The sequence below is a fragment of the Photobacterium malacitanum genome, assembly GCF_900185615.1.
Classification (GTDB): domain Bacteria; phylum Pseudomonadota; class Gammaproteobacteria; order Enterobacterales; family Vibrionaceae; genus Photobacterium; species Photobacterium malacitanum.
Genome location: NZ_FYAK01000001.1, coordinates 347,886 through 369,429 on the forward strand (window position 1 = coordinate 347,886; position 21,544 = coordinate 369,429).

The 21,544-nt window shown below is 39.0% G+C and carries 21 protein-coding genes; 12 read left to right on the top strand and 9 right to left on the bottom strand.

Going from position 1 to position 21,544, the window contains the following annotated elements:
* Positions 1 to 290 precede the first annotated feature (290 nt).
* Positions 291 to 1,922, top strand: a complete 1,632-nt coding sequence (locus PMAL9190_RS01555) for a C45 family autoproteolytic acyltransferase/hydrolase (protein WP_087843612.1) — start codon at positions 291 to 293, stop codon at positions 1,920 to 1,922.
* A 293-nt stretch (positions 1,923 to 2,215) separates the two neighbouring features.
* On the opposite strand, the gene PMAL9190_RS01560 is transcribed toward PMAL9190_RS01555, so the two are convergent.
* Together PMAL9190_RS01560 and PMAL9190_RS01565 are read right to left on the bottom strand one after the other, a co-directional pair.
* Positions 2,216 to 4,210, bottom strand: a complete 1,995-nt coding sequence (locus PMAL9190_RS01560; protein WP_200813369.1) for a sensor histidine kinase — start codon at positions 4,208 to 4,210, stop codon at positions 2,216 to 2,218.
* Positions 4,211 to 4,269: 59 nt separating this feature from the next.
* On the bottom strand, positions 4,270 to 5,739 hold the full coding sequence (locus tag PMAL9190_RS01565) for a sigma-54-dependent transcriptional regulator (RefSeq protein ID WP_087843613.1): 1,470 nt from the start codon (positions 5,737 to 5,739) through the stop codon (positions 4,270 to 4,272).
* A gap of 355 nt (positions 5,740 to 6,094) precedes the next feature.
* Between PMAL9190_RS01565 and PMAL9190_RS01570 the strand changes: the two genes are divergently transcribed.
* The 6 genes from PMAL9190_RS01570 (at position 6,095) to PMAL9190_RS01595 (ending at position 11,703) form a co-directional block, all read left to right on the top strand.
* The gene (locus PMAL9190_RS01570; protein WP_235004280.1) at positions 6,095 to 6,865 is read left to right on the top strand and encodes an ABC transporter substrate-binding protein; all 771 of its coding nucleotides are present in this window, start codon (positions 6,095 to 6,097) and stop codon (positions 6,863 to 6,865) included.
* A gap of 160 nt (positions 6,866 to 7,025) precedes the next feature.
* Positions 7,026 to 7,727: an ABC transporter permease gene (locus tag PMAL9190_RS01575; RefSeq protein WP_087843615.1), complete on the top strand. Its 702-nt coding sequence runs from the start codon at positions 7,026 to 7,028 to the stop codon at positions 7,725 to 7,727.
* 15 nt (positions 7,728 to 7,742) lie between these two features.
* A complete protein-coding gene (locus PMAL9190_RS01580; RefSeq protein WP_087843616.1) occupies positions 7,743 to 8,456 on the top strand; it encodes an ATP-binding cassette domain-containing protein in 714 nt (237 codons plus the stop codon).
* Positions 8,443 to 9,036, top strand: a complete 594-nt coding sequence (mobA, locus tag PMAL9190_RS01585; RefSeq protein WP_087843617.1) for a molybdenum cofactor guanylyltransferase MobA — start codon at positions 8,443 to 8,445, stop codon at positions 9,034 to 9,036. Before PMAL9190_RS01580 ends, mobA begins: the two co-directional genes overlap by 14 nt.
* Positions 9,023 to 10,801, top strand: a complete 1,779-nt coding sequence (locus PMAL9190_RS01590; protein WP_087843618.1) for a bifunctional molybdopterin-guanine dinucleotide biosynthesis adaptor protein MobB/molybdopterin molybdotransferase MoeA — start codon at positions 9,023 to 9,025, stop codon at positions 10,799 to 10,801. The genes mobA and PMAL9190_RS01590 overlap by 14 nt, the downstream gene beginning before the upstream one ends.
* A gap of 185 nt (positions 10,802 to 10,986) precedes the next feature.
* Positions 10,987 to 11,703 carry a DUF3581 domain-containing protein gene (locus PMAL9190_RS01595; RefSeq protein ID WP_087843619.1) on the top strand — a complete coding sequence of 239 codons (717 nt, stop codon included), beginning with the start codon at positions 10,987 to 10,989 and terminating at the stop codon, positions 11,701 to 11,703.
* A 115-nt stretch (positions 11,704 to 11,818) separates the two neighbouring features.
* Here the strand turns inward: PMAL9190_RS01595 and PMAL9190_RS01600 are convergent, their stop codons facing one another.
* The 3 genes from PMAL9190_RS01600 to nagE form a co-directional block, all read right to left on the bottom strand.
* Positions 11,819 to 13,156 (bottom strand): sensor histidine kinase, encoded by a 1,338-nt coding sequence (locus PMAL9190_RS01600; RefSeq protein WP_087843620.1) that lies wholly within the window; start codon positions 13,154 to 13,156, stop codon positions 11,819 to 11,821.
* Positions 13,137 to 13,814 carry a response regulator transcription factor gene (locus PMAL9190_RS01605; RefSeq protein WP_087843621.1) on the bottom strand — a complete coding sequence of 226 codons (678 nt, stop codon included), beginning with the start codon at positions 13,812 to 13,814 and terminating at the stop codon, positions 13,137 to 13,139. The genes PMAL9190_RS01600 and PMAL9190_RS01605 overlap by 20 nt, the downstream gene beginning before the upstream one ends.
* Positions 13,815 to 13,983: 169 nt before the next feature.
* Positions 13,984 to 15,366: an N-acetylglucosamine-specific PTS transporter subunit IIBC gene (nagE, locus tag PMAL9190_RS01610; RefSeq protein WP_087843622.1), complete on the bottom strand. Its 1,383-nt coding sequence runs from the start codon at positions 15,364 to 15,366 to the stop codon at positions 13,984 to 13,986.
* Between the two features lie 453 nt (positions 15,367 to 15,819).
* Here nagE and PMAL9190_RS01615 point away from each other — a divergent pair, with 453 nt between their 5' ends.
* Positions 15,820 to 16,542, top strand: a complete 723-nt coding sequence (locus PMAL9190_RS01615) for a phosphatase PAP2 family protein (RefSeq protein ID WP_087843623.1) — start codon at positions 15,820 to 15,822, stop codon at positions 16,540 to 16,542.
* A gap of 94 nt (positions 16,543 to 16,636) precedes the next feature.
* Here the strand turns inward: PMAL9190_RS01615 and PMAL9190_RS01620 are convergent, their stop codons facing one another.
* Positions 16,637 to 16,993 (bottom strand): transcriptional regulator, encoded by a 357-nt coding sequence (locus PMAL9190_RS01620; protein ID WP_087843624.1) that lies wholly within the window; start codon positions 16,991 to 16,993, stop codon positions 16,637 to 16,639.
* 356 nt (positions 16,994 to 17,349) lie between these two features.
* Between PMAL9190_RS01620 and PMAL9190_RS20055 the strand changes: the two genes are divergently transcribed.
* Together PMAL9190_RS20055 and PMAL9190_RS01625 are read left to right on the top strand one after the other, a co-directional pair.
* Complete coding sequence (locus PMAL9190_RS20055) at positions 17,350 to 17,592, top strand: hypothetical protein (protein ID WP_144384296.1); 243 nt, start codon at positions 17,350 to 17,352, stop codon at positions 17,590 to 17,592.
* Between the two features lie 95 nt (positions 17,593 to 17,687).
* Positions 17,688 to 18,137 (top strand): DUF411 domain-containing protein, encoded by a 450-nt coding sequence (locus PMAL9190_RS01625; protein ID WP_087843625.1) that lies wholly within the window; start codon positions 17,688 to 17,690, stop codon positions 18,135 to 18,137.
* A gap of 98 nt (positions 18,138 to 18,235) precedes the next feature.
* Here the strand turns inward: PMAL9190_RS01625 and PMAL9190_RS01630 are convergent, their stop codons facing one another.
* On the bottom strand, positions 18,236 to 19,195 hold the full coding sequence (locus tag PMAL9190_RS01630) for a hypothetical protein (protein WP_087843626.1): 960 nt from the start codon (positions 19,193 to 19,195) through the stop codon (positions 18,236 to 18,238).
* 68 nt (positions 19,196 to 19,263) lie between these two features.
* Positions 19,264 to 19,692 (bottom strand): MarR family winged helix-turn-helix transcriptional regulator, encoded by a 429-nt coding sequence (locus PMAL9190_RS01635; RefSeq protein ID WP_087843627.1) that lies wholly within the window; start codon positions 19,690 to 19,692, stop codon positions 19,264 to 19,266.
* Positions 19,693 to 19,797: 105 nt separating this feature from the next.
* Between PMAL9190_RS01635 and PMAL9190_RS01640 the strand changes: the two genes are divergently transcribed.
* Both PMAL9190_RS01640 and PMAL9190_RS01645 read left to right on the top strand, forming a co-directional pair.
* The gene (locus PMAL9190_RS01640) at positions 19,798 to 20,112 is read left to right on the top strand and encodes a DUF3861 domain-containing protein (protein ID WP_087843628.1); all 315 of its coding nucleotides are present in this window, start codon (positions 19,798 to 19,800) and stop codon (positions 20,110 to 20,112) included.
* Between the two features lie 160 nt (positions 20,113 to 20,272).
* On the top strand, positions 20,273 to 20,638 hold the full coding sequence (locus tag PMAL9190_RS01645; protein ID WP_087843629.1) for a DUF4156 domain-containing protein: 366 nt from the start codon (positions 20,273 to 20,275) through the stop codon (positions 20,636 to 20,638).
* 47 nt (positions 20,639 to 20,685) lie between these two features.
* Here PMAL9190_RS01645 and yghU read toward each other — a convergent pair whose 3' ends face one another.
* The gene (gene yghU, locus PMAL9190_RS01650) at positions 20,686 to 21,543 is read right to left on the bottom strand and encodes a glutathione-dependent disulfide-bond oxidoreductase (RefSeq protein ID WP_087843630.1); all 858 of its coding nucleotides are present in this window, start codon (positions 21,541 to 21,543) and stop codon (positions 20,686 to 20,688) included.
* Position 21,544: the final 1 nt, after the last annotated feature.

Consider the following 21,544-nt stretch of genomic DNA (forward strand, 5'->3'; position numbering starts at 1 on the left):
TGGTGTTTACTCATTACCTAAAAAGCCAACATTCGATATGTTGGCTTTTTTATTCGCGCTTAACATTTAGCAACTTAACATCTCATTTTTATTTCTATTATCTTATAAATCAATAGACTACCATAAAAAATTAACCTGCTACTTTATCTTTTTAACTGGTGAGAATTATATAAAAACTGGCATTATATGTTTACATTTTATAAAACAAACACGAATGCACTGCATCTTGTTGATTGAATAAAAAGGAGGATGATGAAAACCACTCACTCACCTTAAACAACATATTTATTATGAATAAGCTTTCGAAACATCACCTTGGTAAAAAAACACTACTTGCATGTATTATTTCTCTTGCTTCTGTTAGTTATGCCAACGCATCAACACCTTCACAAAACCTAACTCAATATCCACCTAAAGCGTTATTAGCCCAAATTACCGCACCGGTTACTGGTGATTTATACAAAACCCAACTAACCACTGAACAACAGAAAATTGTTGATCAAGCGAAATTAGAAAAGAAAAACGGCTGGTGGCATGTCGGTATTAAAGGTAATGCTTTTGATCGTGGCTTCCAATATGGTTACCTTATCGCTCCTGATTTTAAATTGGCGTGGAAAGATAGCTGGAGCATGACCTACCTAACCACTGGCGTACCTTACAACTCATGGCAGAAAGCTGCGCTAGAGCAAACTAAAGGTAAAATTCCAGCTGAGCTTCGCCAAGAAATGGAAGGGATTGCAAAAGGCCTCAATGCCGCAGGTTTGCATGTTACCCTTGCTGACATCATTACTTGGAACGATATGATTGAGTTAACTGGTTACTGGTGGCCTTCAGTGGGGATGCATAATTATACCAAGTGGGTTGATCCTGGTTTAATTAACGCATCCGCATTCCCTGCCCCGTACACCAAAGCAGAAATGGCCGCTAATAATATCGAGAAAAGTAAAAACAGTGCCAATATTGAAGGTGCTAAAGGTAATTGCAGTGCCTTTATCGCCACCGGTGAAGCAACGGGTAATAAAGGTATTGTTATTGGACATGAAACCTTTAACGATTTCTGGTCAGGTCAGTTTGCTAACGTTATTTTAGATATTACACCAACCAAAGGCTACAAAATGGCCTTCCAAACAGCACCGGGGATGATCGAATCTGGTACTGACTTTTGGGAAACAGGGGCTGGTTTAGCTGTTGTTGAAACCACATTAGCCAATGTAATGGATTGGAAAGCTGGCGGTATTCCTGAGTTTATTCGTGTACGTGAAGCAAGTCAGTATGCTAATAATATTGATAGCTGGATCAAACTAGAAGAAAAAGGTAACAACGGTGGTTATGCAAATACATGGTTAATTGGTGACATTAATAACAACCATATTGCTAAGTTTGGTCAAGGTCGTGTTTATCAATACTTCAATGAGTTGAAATCTGGTTACTTTACTGGTGAAAACGTTTCTGTCGATCCACGCCTTCGATATATTGAAGGTTCTGACGTGGACTACAACGATATTCGCCAACAAGAAGGAGCTCGTCGTTTACGCTGGATCCAACTAATGCATAAATACAACGGTAAAATTGACGTCGCGGTTGGTCAAAAAATGCTAGGTGATACTTACGATGTCTATTTGAATAAGATTGATGCATCATCACGTAATATTTGTGCTGAATATGATAAAGATGCACAGCCATATGTTTCTGATCCAGCAGCGGTATGGAACGTCCCTTTCACGCCAGCAGGCTCAGTCGATGGTAAAGTTGCCAACAGTAATGATATTAAGAATTTAACCATCAGTGCTCGTTTTGGACGTGCTAATGGTGCACCATTTGATGCTAAAGCCTTTATAAAAGCCCACCAGCAATGGGGATGGCAATCTGGTTATCTATTAAGCCGTCCATCTGAACCATGGACTCAAATGACGTTTATCTAAATAAGAACTTTATCTTCACATCGCGGCCATTTAACTTCGATTTTATTAAATGACCGCGATGATTATTTTAATATCGGCTATGCTTTAAGTCCTCCTAAAAAAAAGGACTGCTTATGCCACATACCGAAATGATCATTCCCTCATCACTAGGTCTTATTAGCCGAATATCTCTTACCGCATCACTGTTTCTAATCGTTGGTTTATCCATTATGTAACATGACAAAAAAGCCCCTTGGTAAAGACATCACTTTTGTCATTACCAAGGGGCTCTTTGTTATCATCAACGCTATTTGTTACACCGTCACCAAAAGATCAAGTTCGCTTGGCGATTCTTTTTTATGCTTGAGGTATACACTAAATGTTGAACCTTGACCTTCAACCGATTCAACCGTAATTTCTCCCCCGACATTAGCAACAATACTTTGACTCACAGATAAACCTAACCCTGTTCCTGAACGACGTGTCGTAAAGAAAGGATCAAAGATACGCTTCATATTATGTTCTGAAATACCGCAGCCATGATCGGTGATAGCAACCATCGCACCCAATAGCTCACCATGATCATCAACCCAATCAGATGTGGTTATTTTCAAGAGTCCTTTATCATCCATGGCGTGGATACCATTCATCTGTAAATTAACCAGTACTTGTAATAATTGATGACGATTAACTTCAACACTGCATTTAGCGGCAAGATTAACCTCAAATTGAACATCCATTTTTTTAGTACCAGAACGAACAAGTGTTAAGCTTTCTTCTACGATCAAATTGAGATGATGCCAGGTTACTTCATCTTGCACGCCACCTTGACGACTGTATTGCAGTAAGCTGCGAGTGATATTTCGAATTCGATCTATTTGTAAATGAATCGCTGTCAATTCATCTTGAACATCAACGGTATTATCGCCCAACTCTAATTGAATCAATTCAATATTACCTAAGATTACCGCAATTGGATTGTTAATTTCATGCGCAATGCCTGCGGTCAATTCACCTAGCGCCGCTAATTTTTCTGTTGCTACTAACTTTGAACGAGCTTGATGTAATAACCGTATATGCTGCTCTAACTCTTCGGTTTTATGATGCAGGCTCTGAGTACGCTGCTCTACTTTTTCTTCAAGCTCTATCGCAGCAAGCTTAATTAACCCATTACGCTGTTCAAGTTGATCCAGCATTGAGTCAAATTGCTCCCCGAGTATTTGTAATTCATGACCATCACATAAATCCAGTTTACCGACTCGCTTTTTTAACCCCATTTGAACGGCTTTCGCGACCTGATAAATTTTCTCAATCGGTAAAAATAAATCCCGCGAACCGCGATAAACAATAATACTGGTAAGTAGCAGCACTAATAGAATACTGACACTCATTTCTATAATATTGGTTAAGTAACGTTCGATTAACGGCCATTGCAGATAACCCGTATAAAGCATGCCGACGACGGTACCATCATTACCATGTAACGGCTCATAGGCTGAGACATACCAACTATCGTAAACAAATGCGCGATCAACAAAGGTTTTTCCTTGTTGTAACACTTGTTGCTGCACTTCTTTAGAAACACGAGTACCCACCGCACGACCAATAAGATTAGCGCTATCTAGTGGCACATTAGTACTTATGCGCACGTCCCCCATAAACAAAGTTACTGTTCCAAGACTACCTTTAGGTAACGTATCTGCGGCATAAACTAAATCACGGATCCGATCCACCAGCGATGTGCTGTTATTTAATAAAATACCACCATCTAAAATCCATTTAAGTTCGCCTTGTTGATTAAAGATTGGTACTAAACTGCGACTAACCAGCCCTTTTTGCTCAATCGTACCTTCTTGCAATAATGGCAGTTGTGCTCGAGCGGGAAGATCGTGGTTTAACTCAAACAAAGCACGACGATCTAACACTTGAAAAAATGTTTGATCTTTTCCTGCCCGTAATAGTTGTTGCTCTGAAGCTGAAAACATTCCTATATCTGCAACAGAATGTAGTACCACAAAATCTAGCTGATATTGTCGATTTTGCTGATGCACCCATTGGCGTAATTTTATGTCATCAGATCGTAACCGTTGTTGAAAGCCATAAGAATTAGCCAGTGCTTGCAACTCCATTCGCTGCTCTTTTTTCAACAGCACCATACTATGATGAGCAACGGCTAAATCTGCTTTTACATTCATTAATGCGTTCTGCCAGGTATACGTCACCGTCCAATAAAACGTAATCGCAATCAACGTTAGTAATGTAAGAAATATGGGAACAGAGGTAAGCACTAAAAGACGATAGCGAACCATGGTTTTAAAACGCCGTAACCACATCAAGACAAATGTTTTTATTTTCATCGCGGTACGACTCATAATAGTTCATCTGTCCATTCTTTATATTTACGCTCTAACGTCTTTCTTGCCACACCAAGCTGACGTGCTGCTGCTGATTTATTACCATCACTGGCGTCAACAACCTGCATAATATGTGCTTTTTCAACTTCTTTTAGTGTCCAAGTTACTGGATAGCAATATTGATCTTCACCATTGTCGTGACATTGACATGGCCGTTGAGGATGAGCGGCATTAAATTCAGCTTCTGCAGCTGTCATTGCATGTACACCTACAGCGGCAACAGCAGTAACTGGTAACGCATCCCCTTGCAACTCACGCCAATAATCCGCAGGTGGCTTACCTAATAAAATGCATCGCTCCATCATATTTCGTAATTCACGAATATTTCCGGGCCAAGAATAGGCTTGCATCGCTAAAATATCTTCATGAGTCCAATTGATAGCTTTCATGCCTAAGTCTTTTGATAGCTGCGTGGTAAAATGATGACTTAATGATGGAATATCTTCAATTCGATCACGTAATGATGGCAAATCAATCGTGAGTACGTTTAAGCGATAATACAAATCTCGACGAAAACGGCCTTCTTCAACTTCAAGTTTTAAATTACGGTTTGTCGCTGCAACAATACGTACATCAATTTGAATTTCTCGCTCTGAACCAACAGGACGAATCGCTTTTTGTTCTAATGCCCGCAATAAAGATGATTGCATTGCTAGAGGCATTTCACCTATTTCATCTAAAAACAAAGTGCCGTTATTCGCTACTCGAAACAGACCTTCACGGCTTTTTTTGGCCCCCGTAAATGCGCCTGAAACATGACCAAATAATTCACTTTCAAGTAGCTCTGGTGCAATAGCACCACAGTTAATCGGTACAAAAGGCCCAGTACGCTTACTTAATTGATGTAATGCACGTGCTACCAATTCTTTACCAGTGCCAGATTCACCTTCGACTAATACAGCTGCAATTGATGGTGCAACTTGAGCAATCAACTTTTTCATCTGCTGTGTTGCCGGCGCATCACCAATAATATTAACTGGATAGCTGCGCTCGACATCACGTTGCAATGCAAAATTTTGACGTTCCACTAAACGACGTTCAATGCATCGATTCACTGATTGCATCATTTGATCAAGATTAAACGGTTTTAAAATAAAATCTGACGCGCCAGCACGTAAAGCCTGAATAGCCGTCTCTAAATCTGCATAACCCGTCATAAATATCACATCACTACGGCGGGTTGTTGGATCAAATGCTTCATGCCATTCAATACCAGAACGACCTGGTAAATTGATATCAACAATCAACAAATCAAAATGGCAACGCTTGCGAATTTCTTCTGCTTCTTCAATACTGCCAGCGGTATCGACTTGAGCAAACTTTTTACTTAAGGCTTTTTTTAAAATTGTGCGCATTCCTGGTTCATCATCAACCACTAATACAGAAACCGCAGTCCAAGATGAAGACAAACTAAAATCAGACATAGAGACATTTTAACCGAATATAATTTGCGACATTTTGTCTCACTGCGAATCATTAAGTCAAAATTGTTTTATCATTTAGTCTAACTTCGGTTAACTTTGTCCTATTTTGGCTACCATTTAATACCTAAATCACATAATCAGTCTTATTCATCAACATTTAAAAAATGGCACTTTACTTGCTTATAGCTGGGCAGCGTTATTTCTTAAGGTGATATGAGTCATTTTGCCGCATGTATTTGGCTTCAAAACTGACGACTTTTCATCTCAACACTTTTTAATGTAAACCAATCGATCAGGAATGTTGATGAACCTATTAAAAACCACTTTAGTTATTCTTGGCTGCGCATCAGCAACCATGGCTTATGCATCTACAGATACAGCAAATAAGACAGTACGCCTTGCCACTACCACCAGCACTTATCACTCTGGGTTACTTGACTACTTATTGCCTGTTTTTACTAAAGACACTGGTTATAAGGTTGAAGTGCTAGCAGCAGGGACAGGTAAAGCACTGCGCATGGGTGAGCATGGTGACGTTGATTTAGTGATGACCCATGCACCACAATCTGAAGCAACATTTGTTGAGAAAGGTTATGGCGTTCTACCGCGTAATTTAATGTACAACGATTTCGTTTTAGTCGGCCCTAAGAGTGATCCAGCTAAAATCAAAGGTGATAAAGATGTTGCACATGCGCTAAAAGAGATTGCAGCTGATAATGCGATGTTTATTTCTCGTGGTGATGACTCAGGTACTAATAAAAAAGAACTCAATATCTGGGCACAAACGAAAATGGAACCAAACTTTGGTGGTTATAAAGCCGTGGGTCAAGGTATGGGCCCAACATTGAACATGGCATCAGAACTGCAAGCCTATACATTAACCGATCGTGGTACTTGGCTGGCTTATGAAACCAAGCTTGAACTGGAAATTATGGTTGAAGGTGATAAGCGTTTATTTAACCCATACCAAGTTATTTTAATTAACCCTAGTCGCTACCCTGATCTTAATTACCAAGGTGCAAAAACATTCAGTGATTGGTTAGTTAATCCCAAAGCACAAAAGTTAATTAATAACTACCAACGTCACGGCCAACAATTGTTCGTTGCTGATGCGCAAACACAATAATAGTAACAGATTAATTTAATATGATATTTCGCCGATGATTGCTGATTTTATATATTAATCATTATGGCATCACAGTTATTACATCGAGCCTTAGACTTAATGCTAATAACGTGAATGATAGCACCATCGGCGTATTTTTTAGGTCAAAACAGACATTAGCATGAATATTTGGCAGACAACTCAGCAAGCAACTCAACTTCTTTTTAGTGGCGATAGCGCACTTTGGGGTATTGTCGGGGTGTCATTTTCGGTGTCTCTTTTTGCCATCGCCTTAGTCATTATCCCCTCACTACTGATTGCCTTTGCATTAGCTTATGGTAAATTCCCTGGTCGTTGGCTCACACTCTCTTTAATGAATACCTTACAATCCGTTCCGACAGTAGTCATTGGCTTACTGCTTTATATGTTGTTATCACGCGCAGGACCATTAGGCGATTGGCAAATGCTGTTTACCCAAAAAGCGATGATATTAGGTCAAGTATTAATCTGTTTTCCACTTTTAGTATCGATGATGCATGCTGCCTTTCAAAATAGTGATCGCCGTGCATGGGAAACAGCACTCACCTTAGGATCGAGCTACCCTCGCGCATTAATCAGTTTAATGTGGGAAAGCCGCTTTCCGTTAATTGCAGCCATTGTGGCTTCCTTTAGCCGTGTGATCACCGAAGTCGGCTGCTCAATGATGGTCGGTGGCAACATTTTAAATTCAACTCGAAATATCCCGACAGCAATTGCGCTTGAGAGCTCAAAAGGTGCATTTGCTCAAGGTGTAGCCTTAGGAATGGTGTTACTTATTCTAGCCTTAGGTCTAAACTTTATTTTATCTATCGCCCGTGGCAAAGCCCATTTGCGAACTAACTAAGCCGAGGCCTTAATTATGACTCATGCATCCATTCAGGCACTCGACCTTTCAGTTCGTTTTAAAAGCCGTCTACTGTTTCATATTCCACAACTCAATTTAGCACCACGAGACGCTATCTATTTAACGGGTGATAACGGAGTTGGCAAAACAACCTTATTGAAAGTGTTAGCTGGCTTACAAAAACCGACCACCGGTACGATTAATATTCATCAGCATACTTTTTTTAAACGTCTCTTTAGTGGCTGTTATGAAGGGAGTATTATCTATCTCCATCAAACCCCATATATGTTTGATGCTACAGTGTTTAACAATGTATGCTATGGGTTACGATACGCGATTAAAGATCGTCAAAAACGCCGAAATGAAGCCATTAATGCTTTGCGGATGGTCGGCCTTGAAACTCTGGCTAATGAGCATGTGTCCGTTTTATCTGGTGGTGAACGCCAACGCGTCGCAATGGCACGAGCATGGGTACTTAAGCCCAGTGTACTATTAATGGATGAATCCAGTGCGAGCATGGATCAAGAGTCAATTAATCGCCAAGTTATTTTAGCGGAAGATTTATTGTCACGAGGCACCAGTTTAGTGATCACTAGTCATCAACAAAATGCACTCACTGCACTTTGTCGCCGCCAATGGACAATCAATGATACCCAGTTAATTGAACGAGCCGATCTCCAACTCGTTAAAGATACCAAAAACAATAAGGATAATTATGCCTACGCCTGAACAAACCCATTGGGTCATTTTAGCGGGTGGCCAAGCCAGCCGTATGGGAGGCAACGATAAAGGCTTGATTGAACTTGCAGGCCAACCGTTTATTCAACATGTGATTAATACCCTAGCACCACAAACATCTCATATCAGTATTAACGCAAACCGTAACCAAGATCTATATCGCCAATATGGTGATGTTTTTGGCGATAGCATTGAAAATTATCCAGGTCCTTTAGGTGGTATGCATGCAGCGCTACACCATATAGATAATGACTGGATTGGTTTTGTACCCTGCGATTGCCCGCAATTACCGGCTGATTTAGTAACAAGAATGGCGGCAGCATGTCAACCAGATACCGATATTGCGGTGGCACATAATGGCGATTATATTCAACCTGTTGTGACACTTCTACACCGTCGTATTCTGCCAAAATTAGAAGCTTTTTTAGCTAACGGCGATCGCAAGATAATTTTACTTTATCGTCAATGTAACATGATTACAGTTGATTTCAGTGATCAAGCCGACGCCTTTATCAACCTCAATACCCCTGAAGAATTATCACAATTTGGAGTACGCCATGAGTCAAATTAACGCCTCTGTGCCTTTATTAGGCTTTGCTGCATTTAGTGGTACCGGTAAAACAACCCTTATTGAAGCCATGTTACCTAAATTGGTTGAACGTGGCCTACGCGTTGCTGTAATCAAACACGCTCATCATGACTTTGATATTGATCAGCAAGGAAAAGATAGCTACCGATTAAGAAAAGCGGGTGCACACCAAATGCTTATCTCCTCTCGCTATCGTCGCGCATTGATCACTGAAACCCCCTTAGCAGAAGCAAGCTTACCGTCTTTAATTCGACAATTAGATCAAACGCAACTTGATATTATTTTAGTCGAAGGATTTAAGAAGCTCGACTTTCCAAAGATTGAATTACGCCGCCAAGTCATTAACAAGCCGTGGCTATATAAAGACGATAACACTATCATTGCGATTGCAAGTGACACCAAAGCAGACACAACCTTACCGCAAATAAGCATTGATGATATTGAACAACTAACCGATTTCGTGGTGCAATTCAGTCGCCAATCGCACCAGCACTCAATCGAAACAACCAGTTGTGATGCTGTTCAACCACAAGGAATGTTATCGGTTGATGAAGGCCGAAAGCGCATTCTTGATCAGATATCTGTTGTTGATAATCCACAAACGGTTTCGCTAAAACAAGCACTTGGACATATCGCACATAGCAATATTCTGTCGCCAGTAAATGTGCCACAGCATACCAATTCAGCAATGGATGGCTATGCTATTCGCAGCGAAGATATTCATTTAAAAAGCTATACCGTTGTCGGTCAAGTGCTTGCAGGACATCATTACCCTCACCCATTACAGAAAGGTGAAGCAGTACGTATTATGACAGGCGCTCCCGTTCCACAAGGTGCCGATACCGTTATAATGCGAGAACAAGCACAACAAGATGGTGACACCGTCACATTTAACCTCACCATGGGCGCAATTAAAGCGGGTCAAAATGTTCGCTTAGCGGGTGAAGATCTTGCTCTTGACCAAGTAGCTGTTGCTAAAGGCCAAACAATCACCGCGCCAGAACTGGGTATGATCGCATCACTGGGGTTAAGCACACTAACAATCAATGCACCTTTGCGTGTTGCTATTTTCTCAACCGGTGATGAAGTGCAAGCCCCAGGTGAAGCACAACAACAAAACTGCATTTATGATTCAAATCGCTACAGCTTATTTGCCTTATTAACCGGTTTAGGTTGTGAGGTAGTTGATTTAGGCATTATTGAAGACAATGAAACTGCGCTTGAAACGACGTTACGTCAAGCGAGCCACCAAGCCGATATGATTTTATCATCTGGTGGCGTCTCTGTTGGCGATGCTGATTACATCAAAACTGTACTTGATAAACTCGGTGAAATTAACTTCTGGCGAATCAATATGCGCCCAGGACGCCCATTAGCATTTGGTCATATTAATGATGTGCCATTTTTTGGTTTACCCGGCAATCCCGTTGCAGTCATGGTGACATTTTTACAATTTGTTGAACCTGCAATTCGCAAACAACAGGGCCATCAAAATTGGCAACCACAAACATATACTGCTGTAGCTGCTGAGCCGCTACGATCTCGTCATGGACGAACCGAATATCTACGTGGGTATTACCATTGGGATGCTAATGGCCGCCTGTCAGTAAAAACAATTGGCTCACAAGGTTCAGGTATTTTACGTTCAATGAGTGAAGCTAATTGCTTAATTGAAATTCCACCACTGCAAGAATATGCCCAGATTGGCGATAAAGTGACTGTTATTCCACTTAATATACGCTTTTAGTCAATAAAACAGCGACTACATAATGCCAAGCATTGCTCATATTGCTTGGCTTTTTTATGTCTACTACTATTAGTATGTATTTCGTCAATATATGTATTTACATTAATATCATCTGGCTAGACCATTAAAGTGATATTTATGATGTAGAATAGCGGCAGTCTTATTTTTAGGTATTATAAGTAAACATGTTTTTAGATTCATATTATTCAAATAACGACGGTGAATTATCTTTTACTCGTGAGCAAGCAAGCCATTTTGCAAAACGTGTAGCCGGTGACTTTAACCCGCTTCATGATGAAGATAACAAGCGTTTTTGTGTACCTGGCGATCTGCTTTTTTCGGTTCTTCTAGCCAACGTTGGCCTTAGCCAAAAAATGCGTTTCGAATTTGCAGGCATGATCAATGAATCAAGCTGCCTACTTATAGACATCAAATCCCCGACAGAACTAGCGGTTATCGACTGTACGGGCAAAGTCTACATGGATGTGATACGCAGCGGTGAAACAACAAAGGATGAGGTCTTAATTTCACAAGTTACTAAAAACTATGTGCAATTTTCAGGAATGAACTTTCCACACATTATGGTACCTTTGATGAAATCAAAAGATATCATGATTAATCCTACTCGCCCGTTAGTGATCTATGAATGTATGGAACTTGATTTCACACGTTTAGATCTTCGTGCGCCAACCGTTGAATTAACTGACTCTATTATTGAAGTTGAAGGCAAACGTGGTAGCGTAACGCTGCATTTCTGCTTTAAAGAAAATGGTGAAATCGTCGGTACAGGCAGTAAACGTATGCTGATGAGCGGATTAAAACCTTATTGCCAAGATGGTATTGATGATTTAGTTTCACGTTTTAATGAGCGTAAAGATAAATTCAATGCGACTAATAGCTAAATAGCCAATCTATTTTCTATAAAAAAAGCCCAATTAGCACTTATCTTTCTCATTGATAAGTATCCATTGGGCTTTTTTGTCTTGCTGTTTTTAGAACAATGGCACTACGTTATTATTAATCACTCAACGTTGACACTAATTCAGACGCGAGTGGTAAATACAATCGAGACCGTAAACCGGGATTATTATCACTAAAAACCAATTCACCATTATGACGAATCACTACCGCTTCCACTAACGATAACCCTAATCCAAATCCTTGATGAGTTCGACTACGATCGGCACGGAACATCGGCTCACGAATTTTCTCTTTGTCTTCATCAGACACACCCATGCCATTATCTGTTACTACAATACCAAAATGATCAACAATGACATTAATGACTCCGTGCTCAGGAGTGTATTTAATCGCATTTTCAACCAAGTTATAAACAGCTCGAAATAATAAACTTGGCTCACCTTGCAACCGGTATGGTTGATCTTCTCTAAATGTGAGTTGCTGTTTTTTTTCATCTGAAATAGGCAACAAAAATTCAACCACGTCACGGCACACTTGAGATAAATCAACCCACTCTTTATCAATCTGCTGCTTGCCACTGTTTAAATTAGCAATTTCCAGCATGCCATTAAACATACTCAACAATACTTCTAAATCATCATGACAGGCTTCTAATTCATCCGTATAGGGTTCAGTTGGTTGGGTTAACAATCGCTCGAGACGTAATTTCATTCGCGCAATGGGTGTGCGTAAATCATGTGCCATCCCCACAGAGAGTGCTTTTAGCGATGTTTCTTTTTTCTCGACCTGTTCAATCAAAAAATTTAGGTGAATAGTTAACACATCGAATTCATCATCATTGCTACTCACTGGTAGCTTGACCCCTTTTTCACCTAAAATAACTCGATTCATACCCTGATTAACACGGGCTAACTTCTTTAAGATTACAATTGCAAACAGTGAAGCCCCGGCCAACATGATAATGACTGGCACAGCAATTCCAGACAGCAGCATCGGAATAACAGTCTGGCGATAAGCTTGCATAAATTGCGGGTTAATTTTTATCTCTAATTCCATCCCTCGTGGTAGCTTAACCACTTGAGACAGCTGTGTTGTTTTTCCTCGGCTAAAAATAAATGACGCTGCAGGGTAAGTCGCTATCTCATCAACAACAGGTTTTGCTGGTTGTACAATATAACTAAATGTGGTGTTGTTTTTACTACGTTGCGTTATCGTTTTATAAAGTTCGACGCTATTACCTTTGTTGAGCATCATCGTAAACAAATTAGCTTCATTGACTAAATCACGTTTTAATTGTTGGTGGTAAAACGTCTCTGAACTAACGACTACCTGATTAATAAATAAGATGAAAATAAAAGCAACACAGGTAATAAAATACATCAACACTTTAAAAATAGTTGATCGCGACAGGTTTTCAGGCCCGGCGTAAGACATAACCCGCCCCTCGAACAGTATGAATTAAACTGGTCTCTCCTTCAGATTCTAATTTTTTACGCAAATTGGCAATATGAACATCAATCACGTTGGTTTTTGGATCAAAATGATAACTCCAAACGGATTCAAACAAACTCATTCGAGAAACAACACTTTCAACATGTTCCATTAAATATTGCAGTAATAAAAACTCCTTCTGCTGTAAATTAATCAATCGAGACCCACGCCATACACGGTGCGATTTTATGTCTAACCTTAAATCATCATAGCTGTACTCAGAAGAGACAGTCGCTACGGTTTGATTGCGTTTAACCAAAATATTTGCACGTGCAACGAGCTCTGCTAGCGCAAATGGTTTGGTTAAATAATCATCACTACCAGCAGTAAGCCCTGTTACACGATCTTCAACACTGTCCATTGCACTTAATATTAATACTGGTGTTTGGTTTTCAGTAACTCGCAATGCCGTGAGAACTTTTAATCCATCAAGTTGTGGAAGCATGCGATCTAACACAATTAATTGATACTCATTGTTGGTTGCCATCATTAATCCTTGATGACCATCTTCAGCTTCATCAACCACAAACCCATGCTCTCGTAATCCTCGAGCAACAAACTCACGTGTTGTTAGATCATCTTCAATTACTAATATTTTCATTTAATGCTTATCGCTCATTGGCCCGATATTACGTATTTAGATGATTATACACAGTCCATCGACGGTTTTTTAGATATAAAAAAACGGCCTACCAAAGGTAGACCGTTTAACGCGACCATAGGGGGAATTATGGAATCGCGAATACTGTATTTTGCTTAAACAATGATGCTTACATCGCTTTCATTTGGTTAGCAATAATTTCAGCTTGTGGACCAATAATAACTTGAAGGTTATTTGAACCTACGTTTACTACACCCTTCGCACCTAGTTGCTTTAGCTTAGCATCATTGATGATTGAACGGTCAACAATACCTAGGCGAAGACGTGTAATACAAGCAGAGATATCAGTTAGATTATCTTTACCACCTAGTGCTTCCAGGTATTGTAGAGCTAAATCGACTTTGCTATCTGAGTCTGGGTTTGAATCTTCTTCTGGTGCATCTTCACGGCCTGGTGTTTTAAGATTAAACATCTTAATAGCACCAACAAAGATCACGAAGTAAATAGCACCAACCACTAGACCCATTGGAATAATTTCCCATGAGTTATGCGCTGCTGGCGCATTGTAGTTTAGGACGTAGTCAATTAAGCCAGAAGAGAAGCTAAATGCCATGTGAATGTTAAGCATTGACGCAACAACAATACTAACACCCATTAGAATAGCATGTACTACATACAAACCAGGTGCTAGGAACATGAACATGAATTCAATTGGTTCAGTAATACCAGTTAAGAATGCAGTTAATGCCACACTCAATAACATACCACCAACAACTTTCTTATTCTCTTTCTTAGCCGTTACATAGAATGCTAATGCTGCACTTGGAAGACCAAACATTACTACAGGGAAGAAACCACTTAGAATACGTCCAGCTGATGGGTCACCAGCAAAGAAACGTGAGATCTCACCCGTCACAATCTGACCAGTCGCAGGATCGGTGTAGTTACCAAATACAAACCAAACCATACTGTTTAGAATGTGATGTAGACCAAGTGGAATCAATAGACGGTTAGCAACACCGTATACAAACTCACCAGGAACACCACTAGTAAGAATCCACTTACCTAAATGGTTGATAGCATCTTGTACAGGCGGCCATACAAGGCTAAATGCAAAAGCAAGCACCAATGCAACTAAACCTGTGATGATAGGAACAAAACGCTTACCGCCAAAGAAGCCTAGGAACTCTGGTAATTTAATTGCGTTGAAACGGTTATATAAAAGACCCGCACACACACCAATAATAATACCACCCGCAACGCCAGGATCGACATCAGCATTAAGGGTTTTCATTGCAGCCATCATAATGAAGTAACCAACCGCTGCTGCGATTGCTGCTGCTGCTGAATTATCTTTCGAGAAACCACCAGCAACACCCATTGCAAATAACAGTGCTAAGTTAGTAAAAACTGCCTGACCACCTGCTGCAATAAAAGGTATATTTAGTAGATCGGGTTGTCCAATACGCAATAGAATACCAGCAATAGGCAATACTGCGATTGGAAACATTATCGCGTTTCCGAGCTTTTGGAAATGTCCAAGAATACTCATTCCCTTCTCCATATCATCACATCAAAAGTAATAAACAACATATGTCGTTTAAGCATGCATTAACCATACAGTAGTTAGCTAAACTTAGTTTAGGATAAACATTAAGTTTTCTTAATGTTGGCTCTATTTCACGTGACAGCCTTCACAATTTGAGAAAGTTCACTAGAATACCCCATAAATATTCACAAAGATCACATTTTATTAACCATATGTTTTGTTAATTATTCACTTATAATTTAATTTATTCATGTTACTAAAATGAGAAAGATGAACCTTACCTGACAAATAAGCATACAATAAGTTATTCAACGATATTCTTAATGACATTCGGTATAATTTATGCGAAAAAAGACTCCAGTTTTAAACCATGAAAAAATGTCAATTTAATGACAGCTGACTAAAATTTTTGTGGCTTACTTAATAATTATATAAAGATAAGATTGAATTTTCTCCATGATGAATTTTATATCCCAAAAGCTACCTAACTTTATTGCATTAGCACTATTTGCCATATTGCTTTTTATTGCTATTCATATAGTGCCAGTACCAGCCTTAACGACACCAGTCAGTAATGCTGCTGGTATATCATTTGCTTTATTAACAGATAGTGCTGGCAGTCCGTTCTTCCTTGTTACAGCAGCATTGCTTTGTCTTATACCTGTATTTTTAAAGCTACCTAAAAAAACTATCACTAAAGTATGGATTCAATTTGGTATTCTGCTTGTATTAAGTTTCGTAACAAAAACGGTATTAAAACACGAGACTGCAATTCCTCGTCCTTACACTTATGAACTACAAGCCTTGCACCTTGTTGATTCACCAGCTGATTTCTATGCCTTAGATTCTGTTGCAAAAGATAAAGTAGTTAAACAAGCAGCAACATATATAAGTCCTTGGCGTTTACGTAGCTGGGAAGGCGAAACCAATTATTCATTCCCATCTGGTCATACTATCTTTGCTGCTATCTGTGTGCTTTTCTGGGGTGGGTTCTTTATTCGTAGAGGTAATTATCTTGTTGCTGGTGGATTAATCATTTGGGCAACAGGAGTTGGTATTAGCCGTTTATGGCTAGGTATGCACTTCCCTTCTGATGTCATGGGCTCAATACTTTCAGCAGCTGTATTATATTTCTTTATCCCTGAATGGGATGAACATGCTAAGAAAAAAAAGAAATAATCTAACAACATAACAAATTAAAAAGGCTCATCACAATCATGCGATGAGCCTTTTTTATAAGTTAATGTTTATAACCTCAATCATGAGACTATCGTTAACTTGCTGTTGGAGTATGTTCGTATTCAACAACCAACTGGTTACCTTCGTAGGTAACTTTTTTAATCTCACCATCAAATATAAATGTATTTTTTACGACAGAGTGATTGAGTGTACCTTTCTGCACTGCTTCACGTAATGATGGAAGTATTAGCACCGGATCAATACTCAAAATACTGCAAAACTCATTAACAAACTGATGTTGAATGACAGTATCACCTCGTAAAATGTCTGAAAACTCAAGTTGCGTTAACCCTAGCTTTTTAGCCATTTCAATTTGAGTAATTCGCATTTTTGCTTTGTAGCTCATCCATGTATCGTGCAAAACTTGACGATCTTTTTCGGTATATGCCATTTTCTTTCCTAAACGCTTTCACCGTATTGAATAAACCCATCGTTATTCATTCCATTGCGCAAGCGTAAATTTAAACGAATTGATTTTCTTCATCCATAAATTAGCTGTAAGAATATGTGTCACATTATTCACACCATGAATACATAATGGTAATTTAATACTTTATTACAAGTTATTTATTGTTGAATTGCATATTGAACTTATAATGCTCACTCATTATTAGGATTGTAAGCATAAAAATGATACGACATTGGTTATCTTTTATTGTGTATAGCTTGCTTATCGTAACTGTATTTACCAATACAGCGTATGCTAACACCACAAAAATAATGCCAACTTCCATGTCGTCTTGCAGTATGGAACAGAGTACCTGCTGTGATAACGCTAATAATATTGCAACTCGCTCAATTATTATTACCGATTCATCTCACTCTCATTGCAACGATGATTGTAATAGCGAATGCTCATCGCAGCACCAACCCGCACTACTGCCTAGTTTTAGTTTTCAATCGTATCGTCATCCAGAAAGTTTGCCTAATGTGCACTATCAACTTATCCGTTATTACCATGAGCCATTGCTAAAACCACCGATAGCATAAGTGTTATTCCAGCTTTCAACACTTAACTTTCACTATCGGCTTGGCACTCTTTAGCTTAATAACGTGCAAGCCTGTTATATTTTAGGAATGTCATCATGATCATCAACCGTACGTTACTTGCCCTTACTGTTTTTATTTCAGCTACTGCAACAGCTGAAACTGCACCTATTATCAAAGGTACGAATTACTTATCGCCATATTGTGGTTGCTGTAAAGAATGGGTAACGCATATGAAAGATAATGGCTTTGAATTAGAAAATGTTTACCAAGAAAACTTAACACCAACAAAAATTAAGTTAGGTGTATTACCTCAATATGCGTCTTGTCATACAGCACAAATTGAAGGTTATACTTTTGAGGGGCATATTCCAGCTGCTGACATCAAGCGCTTTCTCGCTAAAAAGCCAACCCGTATGAAAGGCCTCGCAGTAGGTGGCATGCCAATGGGATCACCTGGTATGGAATATGGTGATCAGAAAGATAGCTACAGTGTGGTCGCTTTTGATGACAAAGGCCGTACTATGGTATGGGCTCGACATAATTAATCGTCCTCACCCTGTTTGTTAATTAAACAAAAATACGCCCGTTGTTATCGTTGCTCATCACAAGCTAACTGACCAACGGGCTTATTTATTTTGTTGTTTTACAGGAATAATGCTCGATTAGGATCATCATTTTGAGCCCATAACGGTTCTAATTCACGTTTTTCAAAGTAAATTTGTAAGCCATTAAAATAAGTAAAAGCAGTAAGCTCTGACTCTTTACTGAAATGTTCAAAAAACCGTTCTTCGTACTCTGCTAATTCCGCTAATGTTTGAATACCACGACTTAACGCCCAATGAATAGCATGTGGTGAAATCATAGTGCGATATAGCATTAACTCTTTAATATCAGCTAACGCAATATCACGTTGAGTGGTTGTTCTATGCTGAGATGCTAACGCGTTTGTTTGTTCTTCTGCTAATAATGCCCGTAAACTTGCTAGACTTGATTCTCGCTCTGCTGGCGAATAACCATAAGTCGTTTTACAAAAACGTAAGGCATAAGTCATTTTTTCACGCCCCACCAGCTCAATCACTTGCTCAAGATATGGCTGTGGAATGGCATATAAGGCTGCTAATTGAGTCACGGCATGATTTAAACTGGTGTAAATAATACCGTCATATTCAAACTGAAATGTTGTTGTGACATCGTAACAAGGTAGTCCATCAATATAAATCGGCCAACCAGTGTAGTTCACTCGTTCTTTAGCGATCTCAAACATCTTCCAACCGCTAATACGAAACCCTTCTAACGCTTTACCATCCATTTCAGACGATTCAAGCTCTTCCTTGGTCCAATTAACACCAATCTGTAGATGCTTATGATATTTTTTATGCAGCTGTTGTTTCACTTTGTCGCGCAGTAAATCTAAACTACTCACCTTTATCGCATTGGCAAAGCTAAAGCACTCTTGGCAACACGGCAGCATAATCGGTAAAGTTTGGTGATCATAATTTGGAACAGCCATAAATGCATGACTGTCAAAATACGGCTCACCACAAAACCAACAGGTATGACGATAGTCAAAAGGCACATCAATATTATGGTATGAAGAAGTCATTTATCTGCTATTTGTGATTGAAATTACATTGCATATTATGCAAAGACTACCGTTCAACAACAAGTTGATTATTGCTCACGAAGATTATGGGTCATTTGTTTTGCTAGTTGTTGAAATAGTGCAACCTCTTCAGTGCTGACATTGTGAGTTATTTTTTCCTGCAACAGCAAATCAATATCCGCTAATTTTTTTATAACAGCCATACCGCTATCGGTCACGCACAAGTATGAACTACGCTTATCTACTGGGTTCGGTGCTTTAATGATGAATCCTTTATCTATTAACGTGCTAAGTAAACGTGTAATTTGTGCTTTATCCCGATCTAATACTGTTGCTATGTCGATTGCTGTACACGGTGTGATGTTATTAATGATTTTAATCACACGTACATGCATTGGGGTAATATCAAGATTTAGCTGTTCAATCTGTTGATGTAACTGACGTTTTAACGCATGTACCAACTGAAATAAATTATCTAAGGGTGTGTTGTTGACCATAAGTAGCTCCTATGCTTTCTTTAGATGATTGACATTATCAACCACATTGCTTTATAGTTGATATTATCAACCATATTGATATTTACTTCAAATAGGATCTTATTTATGTCTAATAAAAATACTCACGAAAATAGTTACCGCATTACTGTTGAAGAGTTACAACCTAAAAGTGCGATTCCAAAAACAATTCAATTTGAATTTCAAGATAGAGAAAACTTGTTTAATATTATTGATAATTTAAAACAAAATAGCGGTTTGGAGGAAACTCAAGCAACAAGAATAGGCATTTCATTACGGCTATTAGGTCCAATATTAATGGCAAACCGTAAGCATTCTCTCTTTATTGATTTTATGCCTCACTTCAAAAATTTTATGTTATTACTCAAAAATACAGTAAAAAAATCACTTACAAATAAATAGCGTCATTCGATTAAGTATTCGTTTATAAGACTAACCGGCACATAGCATCAATATCGTGCAATAATAATGTTATATTTGTCTAACTACTGGTTTTATTTTCTTGCCAGTTTCACTGTTTTACTTACACTCGCGCGACATTTATTTTGTTCGTGAACTTTACATGAAAAACATTCTGGTTAGCTCTATGTTAGCCTCAACATTACTACTAAGCGGCTGTGTGACTTTTCCTACGCCAGAGTCTAATCAAGTTGATGTAATTTGGGATGATGTTAAGGCAATAGAGAATTGTCAACGCTTAGGAATAGTCTATGGCTCTGAAGGTCATTTTTATGATTACTGGTTCCATGCTGATAAAGATATGGTTTGGGGGACATTAAATCAAATGCGTAGTAAGGCTGCTGAATTAGGTGGTGATACAATCTACCTCTACCAGTCACTTGATTTCTCAAGCTCAGTCACCATGTTTGCTAATGCGTATTTATGTAACAGTGCACCAGCAAAACCAGTCGTTAACAAACTGCAATAAAATAGACCTAAGAACAGCCATTTATATTAATGGCTGTTCTAGATTAATTATAACTTGTTTGACAATACATCTGTGATATCTTGAGCGGTATGTCGTTCAGACAATTGTTCCCACGCCTCCCCCCAGGTTCGATTAACAATTCGCCCTCTTTGTACCGCGGGTCGATTAAGTATCATTGTTGCCCAGCGTTGAATATGAACGTAGCTTGCCACATCAAGAAACTCACCTGCATTATATAAAGATCCTAATACAAGATTGCCATACCACGGCCAGATAGCGATATCAGCAATACTGTATTCATTACCTGCGATATATTGATTATTTGCTAATTGTTTATCAAGTACATCTAACTGGCGTTTTATTTCCATCGTAAAACGATTAATCGGGTATTCAAATTTTTCTGGTGCATAGGCGTAAAAATGCCCAAAACCACCACCGAGATAAGGTGCAGAACCTTGTAGCCAAAATAGCCAATTCATCACTTGAACACGACCATTACCCGATTTAGGTAAAAACAAATCAAATTTTTCAGCCAAATAAACCAGAATCGAACCGGATTCAAATACATTAATGGCTGGAGTTTCGGAATGATCAACTAAAGCAGGAATTTTAGAGTTAGGGTTAATATCAACAAAACCAGAAGAAAATTGGTCTCCTTCAGAAATATTAATTAAATGAGCATCATAATCGGCATCATTTTTTCCGGCTGCTAGCAACTCTTCAAGCATGATCGTGATTTTTTGTCCATTGGGTGTCCCCATAGAATAAAGCTGTAACGGATGCTTACCGATCGGTAGCTCTTTATCATGTGTCGCACCTGACACTGGACGATTAATCTGTGCCCATTGACCACCATTGTTACTATCAAACTTCCATTGTTGTGGCGGAATATATTGATTTGTCATG

Coding starts and splice junctions, on each gene's coding strand:
- nagE (WP_087843622.1), bottom strand. CDS start 15,366: ATGAGTATTCTTGGACATTTCCAAAAGCTCGGAAACGCGATAATGTTT.
- PMAL9190_RS01640 (WP_087843628.1), top strand. CDS start 19,798: ATGTCTAATAAAAATACTCACGAAAATAGTTACCGCATTACTGTTGAA.
- PMAL9190_RS01605 (WP_087843621.1), bottom strand. CDS start 13,814: ATGAAAATATTAGTAATTGAAGATGATCTAACAACACGTGAGTTTGTT.
- PMAL9190_RS01565 (WP_087843613.1), bottom strand. CDS start 5,739: ATGTCTGATTTTAGTTTGTCTTCATCTTGGACTGCGGTTTCTGTATTA.
- PMAL9190_RS01625 (WP_087843625.1), top strand. CDS start 17,688: ATGATCATCAACCGTACGTTACTTGCCCTTACTGTTTTTATTTCAGCT.
- PMAL9190_RS01615 (WP_087843623.1), top strand. CDS start 15,820: ATGATGAATTTTATATCCCAAAAGCTACCTAACTTTATTGCATTAGCA.
- PMAL9190_RS01580 (WP_087843616.1), top strand. CDS start 7,743: ATGACTCATGCATCCATTCAGGCACTCGACCTTTCAGTTCGTTTTAAA.
- PMAL9190_RS01575 (WP_087843615.1), top strand. CDS start 7,026: ATGAATATTTGGCAGACAACTCAGCAAGCAACTCAACTTCTTTTTAGT.
- PMAL9190_RS01620 (WP_087843624.1), bottom strand. CDS start 16,993: ATGGCATATACCGAAAAAGATCGTCAAGTTTTGCACGATACATGGATG.
- PMAL9190_RS01600 (WP_087843620.1), bottom strand. CDS start 13,156: ATGTCTTACGCCGGGCCTGAAAACCTGTCGCGATCAACTATTTTTAAA.
- PMAL9190_RS20055 (WP_144384296.1), top strand. CDS start 17,350: ATGGAACAGAGTACCTGCTGTGATAACGCTAATAATATTGCAACTCGC.
- PMAL9190_RS01635 (WP_087843627.1), bottom strand. CDS start 19,692: ATGGTCAACAACACACCCTTAGATAATTTATTTCAGTTGGTACATGCG.
- PMAL9190_RS01645 (WP_087843629.1), top strand. CDS start 20,273: ATGAAAAACATTCTGGTTAGCTCTATGTTAGCCTCAACATTACTACTA.
- mobA (WP_087843617.1), top strand. CDS start 8,443: ATGCCTACGCCTGAACAAACCCATTGGGTCATTTTAGCGGGTGGCCAA.
- PMAL9190_RS01630 (WP_087843626.1), bottom strand. CDS start 19,195: ATGACTTCTTCATACCATAATATTGATGTGCCTTTTGACTATCGTCAT.
- PMAL9190_RS01560 (WP_200813369.1), bottom strand. CDS start 4,210: ATGGTTCGCTATCGTCTTTTAGTGCTTACCTCTGTTCCCATATTTCTT.
- yghU (WP_087843630.1), bottom strand. CDS start 21,543: ATGACAAATCAATATATTCCGCCACAACAATGGAAGTTTGATAGTAAC.
- PMAL9190_RS01590 (WP_087843618.1), top strand. CDS start 9,023: ATGAGTCAAATTAACGCCTCTGTGCCTTTATTAGGCTTTGCTGCATTT.
- PMAL9190_RS01570 (WP_235004280.1), top strand. CDS start 6,095: ATGGCTTATGCATCTACAGATACAGCAAATAAGACAGTACGCCTTGCC.
- PMAL9190_RS01555 (WP_087843612.1), top strand. CDS start 291: ATGAATAAGCTTTCGAAACATCACCTTGGTAAAAAAACACTACTTGCA.
- PMAL9190_RS01595 (WP_087843619.1), top strand. CDS start 10,987: ATGTTTTTAGATTCATATTATTCAAATAACGACGGTGAATTATCTTTT.